The following is a 13,816-nucleotide window of genomic DNA, read 5'->3' as shown; positions in this document are numbered from 1 at the left end:
CGCGACCTCGCCCGCGAGATCCTCCGCCGCGCCGAAGCCGGCGACCCCGCGGCGTCAGCCGCGGTCGACGCCAACGCCGCGGCCCTCGGCCGCGGCCTCGGCGCCCTCGCGAACGCCCTCGACCCGGAGGCGATCAGCCTCTCCGGCCTCGGCGTGGACCTGATCCGCCTGCGCCGCGACCTCATCGAGACCCGCTGCGCCGAGAACCTCATGGCCTTCCGCCGCGACGACCCGCCCCCCATCATCCCCGCCACCCTCGGCACCGCCGGCCCCCTGACCGGCGCCGCCGAAATCGCCTGGGACGCCATCCTCGACCCCGATCGGGTGAAAAAACGCCTCCACACCGCCTGAGGCCCCGTTTTTTGTCGCACCCCTCGGCAATCCTGGCCCCGACCCTTGCGGTCCCCTCTGGGCGGGTGGGGGCTAGGGATGGCCGTACCTCTACTACGTGCGCGACGGGTACTGCGAGCGCGACGCTGCGGGGCCGCGAGAAGACCATCGGCCCGGGCACGATCGGAGGCACTGCGGGACAACCTGAGTGAAGCCTCGCGACGTCTCTACAGTCGACGGCTCACGTCGGACAGTCCGGCGTGATCGCTTGCGACACCAGGAGAATCAATGCTCAAAAAGTGGGTCACGAGGTTCGCGATCACCTGCGCCATCGGCGTAGGACTCATCGCCGGAACCGGGAGCGCCGCCTCCGCGGGCGACACCTGGCTTATCCTGTCCGACATCGACGGCCGCGAGGTCGGCGCCATGCAGCACATCGACAGCAACGATTCCTTCCGGGTCTACGACTCGAACGCCGACGGCCGCAGCGTCGAAGGCTGCCTCCAGGCGTTGACCCCCAGTGCCTGGGTCACCCTCCGCTGCAAGAACAACGACTCGGGCGCGGGAACGTACGAGAGCTTCAGCTACGACGTGCTCACCGGGATCCAGTACCGGATGCGGCTGTGCAACGCCCTGGTGCCCTGCGCCTACCAGGCATTCAACGAGTAGCAGTACCCCTCGGCCGGGGGGAACGGCGCGCGCCGTTCTCCCCGGCCGCTTCGCGTTCACAGGCCCAGGCGGCTCAGCCGAACAGGAGCCGGTCCGTTTCGATCGCTTCTGGGGCCGTGGCCGGGCCTCGTTTTGTGACTGCCAGGGCTGCGGCCGCGTTGGCGCGGCGGACTGCCGTGTCCATCGGGTCGCCGCGCAGGAGGGCGGCGGCGAGGACGCCGGTGTGGGCGTCTCCGGCGCCGGTGGTGTCGACTGCGTCGACCGGGAAGCCCGGGATGAGGCGGGTTCCGGTGTCGTCGGCGATCCAGGCGCCTTCGCTGTTGTCGCGGGCGAGGACCGTGCCGCCCGCGCGGAGGCGGGGGCGGAGCGCTTCGGCGCGGTCGGGCAGCGGGGCGTCGTGGAGGTGCGGGGTCATGAGGCGGGTCTCTCTGGCGTTGGCGCTCAGCACGTCCGTGCGCGCCAGCGCCGCGCCGAGGATCCCCGCCGGCAGGTCGGCGACCAGCGGGGACGGGTCGAGGACGACCCGCGTCTCCTCCGGGAGGCCCGGGAGCCACGCGGTGAGCGCCTCGGCGTTCACCGGGTGGGCGAGGCCGTAGCCGGAGACCACGACGACGTCTTCGGCCTGCACCGGCACCCGTCGCAGGTCCTCAAGGCGCAGTTGGCCTTCGGCGCCGACATAGGTCACGAAGGTCCGTTCGGCGCCGTCGTCGACGAGGACGACGCTGTAGCCGCTGTCGAGGTCGCGCAGCCCCGGGCCCGCGACGTCGAAGCCCGCCAGGGCGTCCCGCACGACCGTCCCGAACGGCCCCGTCCCGTACTGACCCGCGTACAGGACCGGCGCGCCGTCGCGGGCCGCGGCGGTCATCGCGTTGTAGCCGCCGCCCGCGGTGATCTGGGAGGAGGAGGCGATGACGTCGCCGCCGGGTTCGGGGATCGCGCCGATCGCGAGTCCGATGTCGACGATGACGTTGCCGGTGTAGACGACGCGGCCGCTCATGCCACGGGCTCCTTCCGGGCCGGCTTGGCGCCGCCCAGAGCGAAGTACAGCACGGCGGCGGCCGCGAAGGTGGCGATCCAGGCGGTGCCGTCCTGGCCGATGCCGCGCATGACGTACCCGAGGACGATCGCCAGCAGCCACGCCCCGGTCGCGCGCCACTCGACGCCGCCGCGGTACCAGTAGGCGCTGGTGCGGCGCACGTCCATGAGCGCGGCCGGGTCGTACAGGCGGCGCTTCAGCATGTCCACCAGGAACACCCCGAGCCACGCGGTGATCGGGATGGCCAGCAGCGAGATGAACGTGATGAACGGCCCGTAGAAGTCCCCGGCGATGAGCATGAAGTAGATCGAGCCGAGGAAGGTCACGACCACGTCCACCGCCACGGCGTACACGCGCTTGATCCGCACGCCCAGCGTGAGCGTCGTCAGGCCCGCCGAGTACACCGACAGGTGGTTGGAGAGCAGCAGCCCGCCGAACGCGGCGATCAGGTACGGCACGGCCATCCCCGCCGGGAGCATCGCGCGGATCGCGGCGACCGGGTCGGGGGCGGTGGCGAGGTCGGGGCTGCCGGCGGTCAGGAGCGAGCCGAGGGCGATGAGCAGCAGCAGCGGGATGCCCGCGCCGGCGGCGCTGGAGGCGACCAGGTGCGCGGCCTTCACGGAGGTCTTCTGGTAGCGGGCCATGTCGGCGCCCGCGTTGGCCCAGCCGATGCCGGTGCCCGCGGCGATGGTGCCGACGCCGAGGAGGACGGCAGACCAGGAGCCGGCGGGGGTCGCGGTGACGGCGTCCCAGTCGACGGTGGCGATGAGGAACGCGGCCACGACGAGGTTGAGCGCGCCGAAGATCCAGGTGGCCCACCGCTGGATGACGAGGATCGCGGTGTGACCGAGTCCGGAGACCAGGAGCGTGCAGACGACGAACACGCCGATCGCGACGAGGGTGAGCGCGGGCGCGTCCTTCGCGGCGATCTCCTCCCCTGCGGCGAGGGAGAACAGCGACAGGAGCACGAACGCGGCGGTCGTGGTGTTGACCGTCTCCCAGCCCAGGCGCGACAGGAGCGAGACGAAGGTGGGGCCGGCGTTGCCGCGGACGCCGAAGACGGCGCGCGAGAGCGTCATCGACGGGGCGCCCCCGCGGCGTCCCGCGACCGACACGATGCCGACGAGCGCGAACGACCCGAAGGCGCCGATCGCGGCCACGGCGACGGCCTGCCAGATGTTCAGGCCCAGGGCGACCAGGGTCGCACCGAGCGGCAGGCCCAGGACGGAGATGTTGGCGGCGAACCACACCCAGAACAGCTGGAACGCGTTGCCGTTGCGTTCGGCGTCGGGCACGGGTTCGATGCCGCGCTGCTCGATTTCGGTGAGCGTGCCGCCGGGGGCGGCGTCGGTGGTGGCGGTCATGGTCGGTCTCCAGTCTTCGTTGAATGGAATAGGCAAGGGGGCGTTCAGATCCGGTGGCGCTCGCGGAGGGCGAGGAGGCCGGTGGACAGGGAGGCGAGGTCGAGTCCGTTGCGGGCCTGGACGGCGGCGAGCGCGTCGGCGGGCCAGACGCTGACCCCGTGGACGGCGCCGAGGACGGCCCCGGCCATGGCGGCGACGGTGTCGGTGTCGCCCCCGGCGCGGGCGGCGGTGCGCAGAGTCGCCCACGGGTCGGTGGAGGCGGCCACGAGGGCGAGGGCGGCGACGACGGACTCCTGGGCGGCCACGGAGGTGCCGACGAGGTCGACGAGGAGCCGGTGGTGGTCGGCCGGGTCGGCCTCGCGCAGGAGCTTCGCGGCCCAGCGGACGCGCGGGCCGATGCGGCCCCCGGCGGCCCAGTGGGCGCGGCATTCGGCGAGGTCGGCGTAGTCGGCACCGATCGCGACCGCCTCGGCGGCGTCAGCACCCTCGATCCCGGCCGAGACGGCCGCGCCGACCGCAGCCGCGGCGGCGAGGCCGAGGCTGGAGTTGTGGGTGATGCGGGCGGAGTCCTGGACGGCGTCGAGGAACGGCACGCGCGGCTCGAAGGGGACGGCGATGCCGACGGGCGTGACCCGCATGGCCGCGCCGTTCGTAGAGCCGCCCTGGCCGGTGGTCGCGGGGTCCTCGCCGTCCTGGAGGCGCTGGAGCGCGGCCTTCGTGGAGGGCCCGAGGAGGTCGAGGGAGTCCTTGGCGATCATGTCGCGCTCCCAGGACAGGAGGCGGCGCGCGAACTCGTCGGCGGGCAGGCGGCCGTCGCAGGCGATGAGGAGCTCGGCGAGGAGGACGGCCTGCTCGGTGTCGTCGGTGACGCTCCCGGCGGGCATCCCGGCGGCGATCCGCTGGCGCGGGCCCGCGGCGGTGAGGCCGTCGAGGTCCCCGTAGTCCTCGGCGATCTCGCGCGGGGACATGGACTGGGTGGGCATGCCGAGGGCGTCGCCGAGGGCGAGCCCGGCGAAGGCGCCAAGGGCCCTGTCGAAGGCTTTGCGGCTAAAGACTTTCCCATCAAAGTCTTTGTCCTCAGAGCTTTTGTCCTCAAAGTCTTTCTTCTCAAAGCCTTTGTTCTCAATGGCGTTGTCATCGAAGGCTTTGCCGTCAAAGGCTTTGTCAAAGGCGGTCATGTGGTCTCCCCGAAGCTGATGTGGACGCGGAAGTGGTCGGGGTCGAGCCAGGAGACGACCTTCTCGACGAAGTCGCCGGAGGCGTCGCGCACGAGGCGCGTGGAGTGGAGGAAGAGGGTCCCGGCGGCGCGTTCGAGGAGGGCGGCGTCGTCGAGGTCGAGGGCGGCGACGGAGACCCACTGCTCGCCGGAGGCGGGGGTGAGCCCGGCCTCGCGGAGGGTCGCGGTCAGGGAGCCGTCGACGAGGCCCGCGTGCGGGACGTCGGCGAGCGCGCCGGTGGCGGGGACGCGGCTGCGTTCCAGGGAGACCGGGGTGCCGTCGGGGAGGGCGCGGACGCGGTCGAGCGCGAGGAAGCGGGAGGAGGCGGCGCCGACGCCCACCGCGAGGTCGGGGTCGGCGATGATCTCGGCGCGCAGGACCGTGGTGGCGAGTTCGGCGCCGGCGAGGGCGCGGCCCCAGCCGAGGCGCTGGTCCAGGGCCTGGCCGCCGAAGGAGACGAAGGAGCCGACGCCGGTGCGGGTGTTGATCAGGGACTCCTCGCCGAGCTGGGCGAGGACCTTGCGGATGGTGCCGCGGCTGACCTCGTAGCGCGCGGCGAGCTCCTGCTCGCCGGGGAGGAGCTGGCCGTCGCGGTAGCGGCCGGTGAGGATCGCCCGGCGCAGGGACTCGGCGACGAGCGTGCTCTTCTTGGGCGGCCGCGCCGCCGCTGCATCAGCGGTCATGTCTGTACTGTACCTGTACATAACCTGTACAACAAGTGGAACGAAGGAGGGCAGGCCCGCGGGCCCGCCCTCCTTACGCCTTATCCCTGTTCAAGGGCTCAGATGCCGCCCTCAAGGTGGTGGTACACCTGGTTCCAGCGGAGCTCCTGCTTGAACTCGCGGGCGTTGGTGTCGCCGTCGATGGTCACCAGCTCGACGCCGGCGATCTCGGCGAAGTCCTCCATGACCTCGCGGCCGAACGCCTGCGTGAACGAGGTGTGGTGCGGGCCGCCGGCGGTCAGCCAGGCCTCGGCCGAGGTCTGGAGGTCCGGGCGGGGCACCCACACGGCGCGGGCGACCGGCAGGTTCGGGAGGTCCTCGTCGGGCTCGACCGCGTCGACCTCGTTGGCCACCAGGCGCAGGCGGGTGCCGAGGTCGAGGAGGCCGACCATGAGGGCCGGGCCGGGCGGGGCGGTGAAGACCAGGCGGACCGGGTCCTCCTTGCCGCCGATGCCGAGCGGGTGGATCTCCGCCTTCGGCTTCTCCGAGGCGATCGTCGGGCACACTTCGAGCATGTGCGCGCCGAGGATCTGCGGGGTCTCCGCGCCGAGGTTGTACGTGTAGTCCTCCATGAAGGACGTGCCGCCGTCGAGCCCGGTCGCCATGACCTTCATGAGGCGCACCAGGACCGCGGTCTTCCAGTCGCCCTCGCCGCCGAAGCCGTAGCCGTCGGACATGAGGCGCTGCACCGCGATGCCCGGGAGCTGCTTGAGCTTCCCGAGGTCCTCGAAGGTGTCCGTGAACGCCTTCGCGCCGTGCTCCTCCAGGACCGAGCGCAGGCCCAGCTCGATGCGGGCCGCGTCGCGCAGGGACTCGTGGCGGGCGCCGCCGGCGCGCAGCTCGGGGACCACGTCGTAGTCGGCCTCGTAGACGGCGGTCAGCTCGTCGACGGCCTTGTCCTCGATGGACGCGACGCGCTCGACCAACTCGTTCACGCCGTACGTGTTCACCTCGACGCCGAGGCGGATCTGCGCCTCGACCTTGTCGCCCTCGGTGACGCCGACGTACCGCATGTTGTCGCCGAAGCGGACCAGCTTCAGATTCTGGACCTCGTTCCAGCCCAGGGCGGCACGGGCCCAGTTGCCCACGCGCTCCTGGACCTTCGGGTCGCCCCAGTGGCCCACGACCGTCTTGCGGCGGTGGCGCAGGCGCGTGAGCATGTACCCGAACTCGCGGTCGCCGTGGGCGGCCTGGTTCAGGTTCATGAAGTCCATGTCGATGTCGGCCCACGGCAGGTCGCGGTTGTGCTGCGTGTGCAGGTGCAGCAGCGGCTTCTGGAGGGCGCCGAGCCCGGCGATCCACATCTTCGACGGCGAGAACGTGTGCATCCAGGCGATCACGCCGACGCACTCGTCGGAGGAGTTCGCTTCGAGCAGGACCCGCCGGATCTCCTCAGGCGTGGTCAGGACCGGCTTCGCGACGACCTTCACCGGGATCGACGCGGCCCCGTCCAGCCCGGCCACGATGTCGGCCGAGTTCTGCGCGACCTGCTCGATCGCCTCGGGCCCGTACAGGTGCTGGCTGCCCGTGACGAACCACAGTTCCTTGTTTCCCATGACTTCCTACTGCTCCTTCGGGGCCGGCTGCTGGCCGTAGACGTTCTGGTAGCGGTCGTAGAGCCGGTCGATGTCGGCCTGCGGGATCGGCACGGGCTCGCCGAGCTGACGCGAGATGTGGACGGTGCGCGCCACGTCCTCGGTCATCACGGCGGCCTTCACGGCCGACTTCGGGTCCTTGCCGATGGTGAAGACCCCGTGGTTCTGCATGATCACCGCCGGGGAGCGGTGGCCCGCGAGGGTCTCCACGATCCCCTTGCCGATCGCGTCGGAGCCGATGAGCGCGAACGGGCCCAGCGGGATCTCCCCGCCGAACTCGTCGGCCATCGCCGTCAGCACGCACGGGATCGGCTCGGCGCGCGCGGCCCACGCGGTCGCGTACGGGCTGTGCGTGTGCACGACCCCGCCGACCTCGGGCATCCGCTGGTAGACCTCGTTGTGGCTCTCCGCGTCCGAGGACGGCGCGAGGTCGCCTTCGAGGACCTTCCCTTCGAGGTCGGTCACGACCATCAGCTCGGGGGTGAGGTCGTCGTAGGAGATCCCGCTCGGCTTGATGACGATCAGGTCGGTGCCCGGGACGCGGCCCGAGACGTTCCCGCTCGTCCAGGTCACCAGGCCCCAGCGCAGGAGCTCGGAGTGGAGCGCGCACACGCGCTCCTTCATCTCCTGGACCGCGGGAGTGGACTGGTAGCTCATTTGCTTGCCTCCGTGGCGATCTGGTGCAGCGTGTGGAGTGCGCGCGAGCCGCCGCGGCCGAAGTGGTCGTGCAGCTCCTCGTAGACGGCGTACAGCCGGTCGTACGCGTCGGCGCGGGCCTGGTCGGGCACGTAGGCGTGGCGCTCGACCTTGCCCATGGCCTCCGAGGCCGCGTAGATGTCCGGGTACTCCCCCGCGGCCACGGCCGCGTGGATCGCCGAGCCCAGGGCCGGGCCCTGGCCGGAGGTGAGGACCGTGATCGGCATGCGCAGCACGTCCGAGTAGGTCTGCATGAGCCACTTGTTCTTCAGCAGGCCGCCCGCGGCCACGAACTCCTCGATCGGGACGCCCGACTTCGTCAGCGTCTCCACGATCATGCGGGTCCCGAACGCGGTCGCCTCGACCAGCGCCCGGTAGATCTCCTCGGGCTTGGTCTGGAGGCCCAGGCCCAGGACGACGCCGTGCAGGTCGTGGTCGACCAGGACCGAGCGGTTCCCCGAGTGCCAGTCGAGCGCGACCAGGCCGTGCGCCCCCACAGGCTGCGCGGCGGCCAGCTCGGTCAGGTGCTCGTGGATCGAGATGCCGCGCTTGGCGGCCTCGTCGGTGTAGGAGCCGGGGACGCCGTTCTTGGTGAACCACGCGAAGATGTCGCCGACGCCGGACTGCCCGGCCTCGTAGCCCCACAGGCCCGGCGTGATGCCGTCGCGGACCACGCCGCACATGCCCGGGGCCTCGGTCAGGTTCTCGCCGTTGACGACGTGGCAGGTGCTCGTGCCCATGATCGCGACGAGCTTCCCGGCGCCCACGGCCTTCGCCGAGGCGGCGGTGACGTGCGCGTCGACGTTGCCGACCGCGACGGTGGTGCCCGCGTTCAGGCCCGTCCAAGCCGCGGCCTGCTCGGTGACCCCGCCGGCCTTGTCGCCCAAGGCGGACAGCGGGTGCTCCATCTTCGCGTTGAAGTCCGCGAAATCGGGGTTGAGCGCGGCCAGGTACTCGCGGGAGGGGCGCTTGCCGTCCTGCACGATGCCCTTGTAGCCGGCGGTGCAGACGTTGCGGGTCTCCTCGCCGCACAGCTGCCAGATGATCCAGTCGGCGGCCTCGATCCAGCGGTCCGCGCGCGCGTAGACCTCCGGGTCCTCCTCCAGGAGCTGGAGGCCCTTGGCGTAGGCCCACTCCGAGGAGATCTTGCCGCCGTACCGCGGCAGCCACTCCTCGCCGCGCTCGGCCGCGACCGCGTTGATGCGGTCGGCCTGTCCCTGGGCGGCGTGGTGCTTCCACAGCTTCGGCCACGCGTGCGGGCGGTCGCGGAACTCGTCCAGCTCGCACAGCGGCGTGCCGTCGGCGGTGGTCGGCAGGATCGTGCACGCGGTGAAGTCGGTGGCGACGCCCACGACCTGGTCGGCGCTCACGCCGGCGGCCGCGAGCGCGGCGGGCACGGCGTTCTTGAGGACGTCGACCCAGTCCTTGGGGGACTGGAGCGCCCAGCTGCGCGGCAGGCGGACGCCGGAGCCGGGGAGGGCCTCCTCGATGGCGCCGTGCTCGTAGACGTGCTCGGCGCTGGCGAGTTCGCGGCCGTCGGCTACCGACGCGACGACGACGCGGCCCGAGAGCGTGCCGAAGTCGATCCCGATAGCAACGGCACCGTTGTCGCTGCCAGTCATTTGCGGCCTCCTTGGGGGATGCTCGTTCAACAGAAGTGACCGTTCACATGCAGGGACTTCCCCGCGGTGAAGCGCAGTGGGTCCACCCCGGCGCGCGCCAGATGACGCTTGCACTCAGGTGGATCTCCCACAACCTAACGCATTCGCACGTTCGGTACCAGTCGCGGTCAGGCATTCCGCCGAATAAAGCGGACATGCCAGGCCGTTCCGGAGCGGTCCCTGGACACGTTCACACGCCCGGTGTGACCGACGTCCCGCCCCTGGGCACAGCCGTGCCCCTGGCGGCCATGGCCGCCAGGGGCACGGTGCGCGTCCGCCGAGGGGGTGGCCCGGGGTCCGGGCCACCCCCTTATCGGCGCAGGAGGCGGCGGAGCTTGGAGCGGCGCTTGAGGTGGAGGCGGCCCGCGGCCGAGCCGATCGTGCGGTCGAGGCGCTTGCGGGCCGTCTTGCGGCTGCGGCGCGTGCTCTTGAGGGCGTCGCCCGCAACGGTCCGGGCGGCCTCGCCGCCGTGCCTGACCGCGGCCGCGGCGCTCGCGGCGGCGCTCTTGGCGCTGTCGCGGGCCGAGGGCTTCTCGGTCTTCCGGCGGGTGACCGCGACCGTGACGACCGCGGTGGTCACGGCCCCGGCCGCGGCGACGGCGACCGTGAACGGGTGGCGCCGCATCGGCGCGAACGGCCCGTGGGCGTGCGCGGCGTCCGGGCCGAGCCCGAGGCGATCGCGCAGTTCCAGCACGGCGTCGTTGATGTGCTCGCGGGCCTGCGCGGCCTCGCGCTTGAGCTCGTCGGTGGTGGCGGGGTGCTCGGGTTCGTCGGCGCCCGCGTCGCGCTCGGCCCACTCGTGGCGGTGTTCGAGCTCGGCCGCCTCGTCGCGGCGGACCACTTCGACGTCGGGGGTGTACGGCATGCCGGTCGCCGGCGGGGGCACCAGGCCCGCACCGGGCGGCACCATGCCGGGTTGCACGTTGTTCATCGAGGTCATCGGTCCATCCCTCCTCGCAGTGCCCGGGCATCCTCCCGGGCGCGTTCCATGGTCTCGTCGGGCATCGGCGGCAGCGCGCGCCGGATCATCGAGCGGCCCGCGAGGGCCGCGACGCCGGCGGTCGCGAACATGGCGGCGCCGACGACCAGCGCGGCGAGCCACGCCGGCCACACCAGGGCGAGCGCGATGCCCGCCGCGACGGCGAACGCGGCCCCGCCGTACAGCGCGAACACGCCGGCCGCGGCGAACATGCCGCCGCCCTTGGCGCCGGTCCGGGCCTTCTCGGCGACCTCACGGGCGGCGAGCCGCGCCTCGATGCGCGCCAGGTGCGCCACCTCGGAGGTGAGGTCCCCGACGATCCGCCCGACGGACCTGTCGTCGTGGTCGTATGCGGCCCAGTCGGTGTCGCCGATGTGCCGGTACTTGCGTGCTTCCTTGTCGGTCCACTGCTGCTGCGGCATGGCCGTCTCACCTCCAGGCGGTCTCGGCCGGTCCGATGGGGATCGGGTTCCCGCCGCGGCGCCCCGGAAACCTCGGGGCCCCTCGGCGGCGCGGTTTCGGCCCGGCACCGGCGGGTAGCCGAAACGCCCGAGCAGGGAACGGAGAGGAATGCAATGGGCGTCATCGACGAACGGATCTCCGGACTGGTGGAACTCGGCCAGCAGCTGCGGGTGGACGCGGTGCGGGCCTCGGCGCGGGCGGGGTCGGGCCACCCGACCTCGTCCATGTCGGCGGCCGACCTCATGGCGGGCCTGCTGGCGGGGCACCTGCACTACGACTTCGAGCACCCGCACCGGTCCGGGAACGACCGGCTCGTGTTCTCCAAGGGCCACGCGTCGCCGCTGCTGTACGCGATGTTCCGCGCGGCCGGCGCGATCGACGAGGAGCACCTGCTGTCGTACCGGCGGCTCGGCTCCGATCTGGAGGGGCACCCGACGCCGCGCCTGCCGTGGGTGGACGTCGCGACCGGGTCGCTCGGGCAGGGCCTGCCGATCGGCGTCGGGATGGCGCTGGGCGCGCGGATGAGCGGCTCCCCGGCGCGCGTGTGGGTCCTGTGCGGGGACGGCGAGATCACGGAGGGCTCCATGTGGGAGGCGTTCGCGGCCGCGTCCGACATGGGCCTGGGGAACCTGTGCGCGATCGTGGACGTGAACCGGCTCGGCCAGACCGGGCCGACCAGGCTCGAATGGGACACGGCCGCGTACGCGGCCCGGATCGGCTGCTTCGGGTGGCACACGATCGAGATCGACGGGCACGACCCCGCCGCGATCGACCAGGCGCTCGCCGCGGCCGAGGCCGAGCAGGGCCGGCCGACCGCGATCATCGCGCGCACCCGCAAGGGCAAGGGCGTCGCGGCCGCCGAGGACAAGGAGGGCCTGCACGGCAGGCCGCTCCCCGAACCGGAGAAGGCCGTCGTCGAACTCGGCGGCGTCCGGTCGGCCACGGTGCGCGTGAGCCCGCCGCGGTCGAACCAGCCGCGCCAGCAGGGCCCCACGATGCCGCTCATGCTGCCGTCGTTCCCGGTGGGGATCATGGCCGCCACCCGCGACGGGTTCGGCAAGGGCCTCGAAGCGGTCGGCGAGTCCGACCCCGACGTCGTCGTCCTCGACGCCGAAGTCGGCGACTCGACCCGCACCGCCGGGTTCGCGAAGGCCTTCCCCAACCGGTTCATCGAGTGCTACATCGCCGAGCAGCAGATGATCGGCGCGGCCATCGGCCTCCAGACCCAGGGCTGGATCCCGTACGCGGCGACGTTCGCGGCGTTCCTCACCCGCGCCCACGACTTCCTCCGGATGGCCGCGATCAGCGGCTCCGACCTGCGGATCGTCGGCTCGCACGCGGGCGTGTCGATCGGCCGCGACGGCCCCAGCCAGATGGGCCTCGAAGACCTCGCGATGATGCGCGCCCTGTGGCGCAGCGTCGTGCTCTACCCGTGCGACGCCAACCAGGCCGCGCACCTGACCGCGACCATGGCCGACCTGCCGGGCATCAGCTACCTGCGGACCACCCGCGCCGACACGCCGGTGATCTACCCGGAGGACGAGCTGTTCCCCGTCGGCGGTTCCAAGACCCTCCTGGGGTCCAGGCACGACCGGATTGCGATCGTCGCCGCCGGGATCACCGTCTCCGAGAGCCTCCAGGCGGCCGAGCGGCTGATCCAGGACGGCGTCCCGGTGCGCGTCATCGACGCCTACTCGATCAAACCGCTCGACGCGGCCGCGATGCGGCAGGCCGCGGCCGACACCGGCCGCCTCCTCACCGTCGAGGACCACCGGCCCGTCGGGGGCCTCGGGGACGCCGTCCTCGACGCCGTCGCCGGGAAGGTCCCCGGCGTGCGGTTCGCGAAGCTCGCCGTCCACGGGATGCCCGGCTCGGCCGGGCCCGCCGAGCAGCTGGCCGCCGCCGGGATCGACGCCGCCGCGATCGTCAACGCCGCGCAGCGGCTCCTGGCCTGAGAAAACGCCGCAATCCCGGCGGCCGGCGGGTACGCGAACGATACTCAGAACGACGACTCAACGAAGGAGTTGAAGGCATGGCAATCGCAAGAGACCTCATGCACACCGGCTGCACCTGCGTCAAGAGCACCCAGACGGCCGCCGACGCGGCCCGGCTCATGGCCGAGCTGGACGTCGGCGCGCTGCCGATCTGCGGCGCCGAGGACGACAAGCTCAAGGGCATGGTCACCGACAGAGACCTCGTCCTGAACGTCATGGCCGCCGGCGAAGACCCGGCGATGTACACCGTCGACCGGCTCCCGCAGGGCCACCTGGTCCTCGCCGACGCCAACGAAGAGGTCGACATCACCATCGCGAAGATGAAAGAACACCAGGTGAGCCGGGTACCCGTCATCGACAACGGACGACTGGTCGGCATGATCGCCCTCGCGGACATCTCCCACGGGATGCCCGAGGCGGTCACCGGCGGCCTCGTCGAATCCATCCGCTCCTGACCCGAGCACGGGGAGCGGCCGCCGGCGGGGACTCGCGGCGGCCCTCCCGCCCCCATGACCCTGAACGGCCCCAACCCCAAAGGAGGCAGCAATGCCCCAGATCGAAGACCAGGACATCGAACAGCGGGACACCGACCTCATCCGCGTGGTCGAAGCCGACCACCGCGCCTTCGAAGCGGCCTTCGCCGAACTGGAGGCCAGCGCCGACGAACCGGTCGGCCGCAAGGCCCTCGTCGACCACGTCATCGCCGGACTCGTCCGCCACGCCGTGGCGCAGGAGCAGTTCGTGCATCCCGTGATCCGCAAGCGCCTCGACGACGGCGAGGCCGTCGTGGAACGCGAGCTGGCGGCGTACGCCGAGACCGAGCAGGTCATGAAGGCCCTCGAAGCGCTCACGCCCGCGGACTTCGACTTCGAGCCGCTCCTGGAGCGCCTCGTCGCGGGCGTGCGGGCGCACATCGCCGACGAGGAGGCGCGCCTGCTCCCCCGCCTCGCCGTCACGTGCGACGCCGAGGAGCTCCAGGACCTGGGCTACAAGGTCCTGGCGGCCAAGGACTTCGCGCCGACCCGGCCCCACCCGCACGCGCCGGACTCGACCCCGGCGAACCTGGTCACCGGGCCGGGTGTGGGGCTGAT

At 72.1% G+C, this 13,816-nt stretch carries 13 protein-coding genes and 1 pseudogene; 5 read left to right on the top strand and 9 right to left on the bottom strand.

Translation table 11 applies throughout. From position 1 onward, the window contains the following. Together DI269_RS04320 and DI269_RS04315 are read left to right on the top strand one after the other, a co-directional pair. The coding region (locus DI269_RS04320) for an ROK family protein (protein WP_157974754.1) at positions 1–351 on the top strand (351 nt) is incomplete at its 5' end. A 267-nt stretch (positions 352–618) separates the two neighbouring features. Next, entirely contained in the window at positions 619–999 is a 381-nt protein-coding gene (locus tag DI269_RS04315; protein ID WP_112133896.1) for a hypothetical protein, read from the top strand. A 73-nt stretch (positions 1,000–1,072) separates the two neighbouring features. Here the strand turns inward: DI269_RS04315 and DI269_RS04310 are convergent, their stop codons facing one another. The 9 genes and pseudogenes from DI269_RS04310 to DI269_RS04270 form a co-directional block, all read right to left on the bottom strand. Further along, on the bottom strand, positions 1,073–1,996 hold the full coding sequence (locus tag DI269_RS04310) for a PfkB family carbohydrate kinase (protein ID WP_112133895.1): 924 nt from the start codon (positions 1,994–1,996) through the stop codon (positions 1,073–1,075). After that, a complete protein-coding gene (locus DI269_RS04305; RefSeq protein WP_112133894.1) occupies positions 1,993–3,399 on the bottom strand; it encodes a purine-cytosine permease family protein in 1,407 nt (468 codons plus the stop codon). Before DI269_RS04305 ends, DI269_RS04310 begins: the two co-directional genes overlap by 4 nt. Before the next feature lie 44 nt (positions 3,400–3,443). Next, positions 3,444–4,433 (bottom strand): annotated as a pseudogene (locus DI269_RS04300) (ADP-ribosylglycohydrolase family protein); the annotation flags it as partial. 140 nt (positions 4,434–4,573) lie between these two features. Next, positions 4,574–5,299, bottom strand: coding sequence for a GntR family transcriptional regulator (locus DI269_RS04295; protein WP_112133892.1), 726 nt, complete (start codon positions 5,297–5,299; stop codon positions 4,574–4,576). 98 nt (positions 5,300–5,397) lie between these two features. Then, positions 5,398–6,894 (bottom strand): L-arabinose isomerase, encoded by a 1,497-nt coding sequence (gene araA / locus DI269_RS04290; protein WP_112133891.1) that lies wholly within the window; start codon positions 6,892–6,894, stop codon positions 5,398–5,400. A gap of 6 nt (positions 6,895–6,900) precedes the next feature. Further along, the gene (locus DI269_RS04285; RefSeq protein WP_112133890.1) at positions 6,901–7,590 is read right to left on the bottom strand and encodes an L-ribulose-5-phosphate 4-epimerase; all 690 of its coding nucleotides are present in this window, start codon (positions 7,588–7,590) and stop codon (positions 6,901–6,903) included. Next, the gene (gene araB, locus DI269_RS04280) at positions 7,587–9,251 is read right to left on the bottom strand and encodes a ribulokinase (protein ID WP_112133889.1); all 1,665 of its coding nucleotides are present in this window, start codon (positions 9,249–9,251) and stop codon (positions 7,587–7,589) included. The genes DI269_RS04285 and araB overlap by 4 nt, the downstream gene beginning before the upstream one ends. 349 nt (positions 9,252–9,600) lie before the next feature. Further along, positions 9,601–10,230, bottom strand: coding sequence for a hypothetical protein (locus DI269_RS04275; protein WP_112133888.1), 630 nt, complete (start codon positions 10,228–10,230; stop codon positions 9,601–9,603). After that, complete coding sequence (locus DI269_RS04270) at positions 10,227–10,691, bottom strand: phage holin family protein (RefSeq protein WP_112133887.1); 465 nt, start codon at positions 10,689–10,691, stop codon at positions 10,227–10,229. Before DI269_RS04270 ends, DI269_RS04275 begins: the two co-directional genes overlap by 4 nt. A 153-nt stretch (positions 10,692–10,844) precedes the next feature. Here DI269_RS04270 and DI269_RS04265 point away from each other — a divergent pair, with 153 nt between their 5' ends. From DI269_RS04265 to DI269_RS04255, 3 genes are all read left to right on the top strand, one after another. Next, the gene (locus DI269_RS04265) at positions 10,845–12,686 is read left to right on the top strand and encodes a transketolase (RefSeq protein ID WP_112133886.1); all 1,842 of its coding nucleotides are present in this window, start codon (positions 10,845–10,847) and stop codon (positions 12,684–12,686) included. A 77-nt stretch (positions 12,687–12,763) separates the two neighbouring features. Further along, a complete protein-coding gene (locus DI269_RS04260) occupies positions 12,764–13,180 on the top strand; it encodes a CBS domain-containing protein (protein WP_112133885.1) in 417 nt (138 codons plus the stop codon). Between the two features lie 91 nt (positions 13,181–13,271). Next, positions 13,272–13,816: hemerythrin domain-containing protein (locus tag DI269_RS04255; RefSeq protein WP_112133884.1), on the top strand; the 545-nt coding region annotated here is incomplete at its 3' end.

It is taken from the genome of Glycomyces dulcitolivorans, assembly GCF_003265355.1.
Lineage (GTDB): Bacteria > Actinomycetota > Actinomycetes > Mycobacteriales > Micromonosporaceae > Glycomyces > Glycomyces dulcitolivorans.
This window is presented reverse-complemented; position numbering and strand designations above follow the sequence as displayed.

Coding starts and splice junctions, on each gene's coding strand:
- DI269_RS04295 (WP_112133892.1), bottom strand. CDS start 5,299: ATGACCGCTGATGCAGCGGCGGCGCGGCCGCCCAAGAAGAGCACGCTC.
- DI269_RS04265 (WP_112133886.1), top strand. CDS start 10,845: ATGGGCGTCATCGACGAACGGATCTCCGGACTGGTGGAACTCGGCCAG.
- DI269_RS04305 (WP_112133894.1), bottom strand. CDS start 3,399: ATGACCGCCACCACCGACGCCGCCCCCGGCGGCACGCTCACCGAAATC.
- araA (WP_112133891.1), bottom strand. CDS start 6,894: ATGGGAAACAAGGAACTGTGGTTCGTCACGGGCAGCCAGCACCTGTAC.
- DI269_RS04270 (WP_112133887.1), bottom strand. CDS start 10,691: ATGCCGCAGCAGCAGTGGACCGACAAGGAAGCACGCAAGTACCGGCAC.
- DI269_RS04260 (WP_112133885.1), top strand. CDS start 12,764: ATGGCAATCGCAAGAGACCTCATGCACACCGGCTGCACCTGCGTCAAG.
- araB (WP_112133889.1), bottom strand. CDS start 9,251: ATGACTGGCAGCGACAACGGTGCCGTTGCTATCGGGATCGACTTCGGC.
- DI269_RS04310 (WP_112133895.1), bottom strand. CDS start 1,996: ATGAGCGGCCGCGTCGTCTACACCGGCAACGTCATCGTCGACATCGGA.
- DI269_RS04285 (WP_112133890.1), bottom strand. CDS start 7,590: ATGAGCTACCAGTCCACTCCCGCGGTCCAGGAGATGAAGGAGCGCGTG.
- DI269_RS04275 (WP_112133888.1), bottom strand. CDS start 10,230: ATGACCTCGATGAACAACGTGCAACCCGGCATGGTGCCGCCCGGTGCG.
- DI269_RS04315 (WP_112133896.1), top strand. CDS start 619: ATGCTCAAAAAGTGGGTCACGAGGTTCGCGATCACCTGCGCCATCGGC.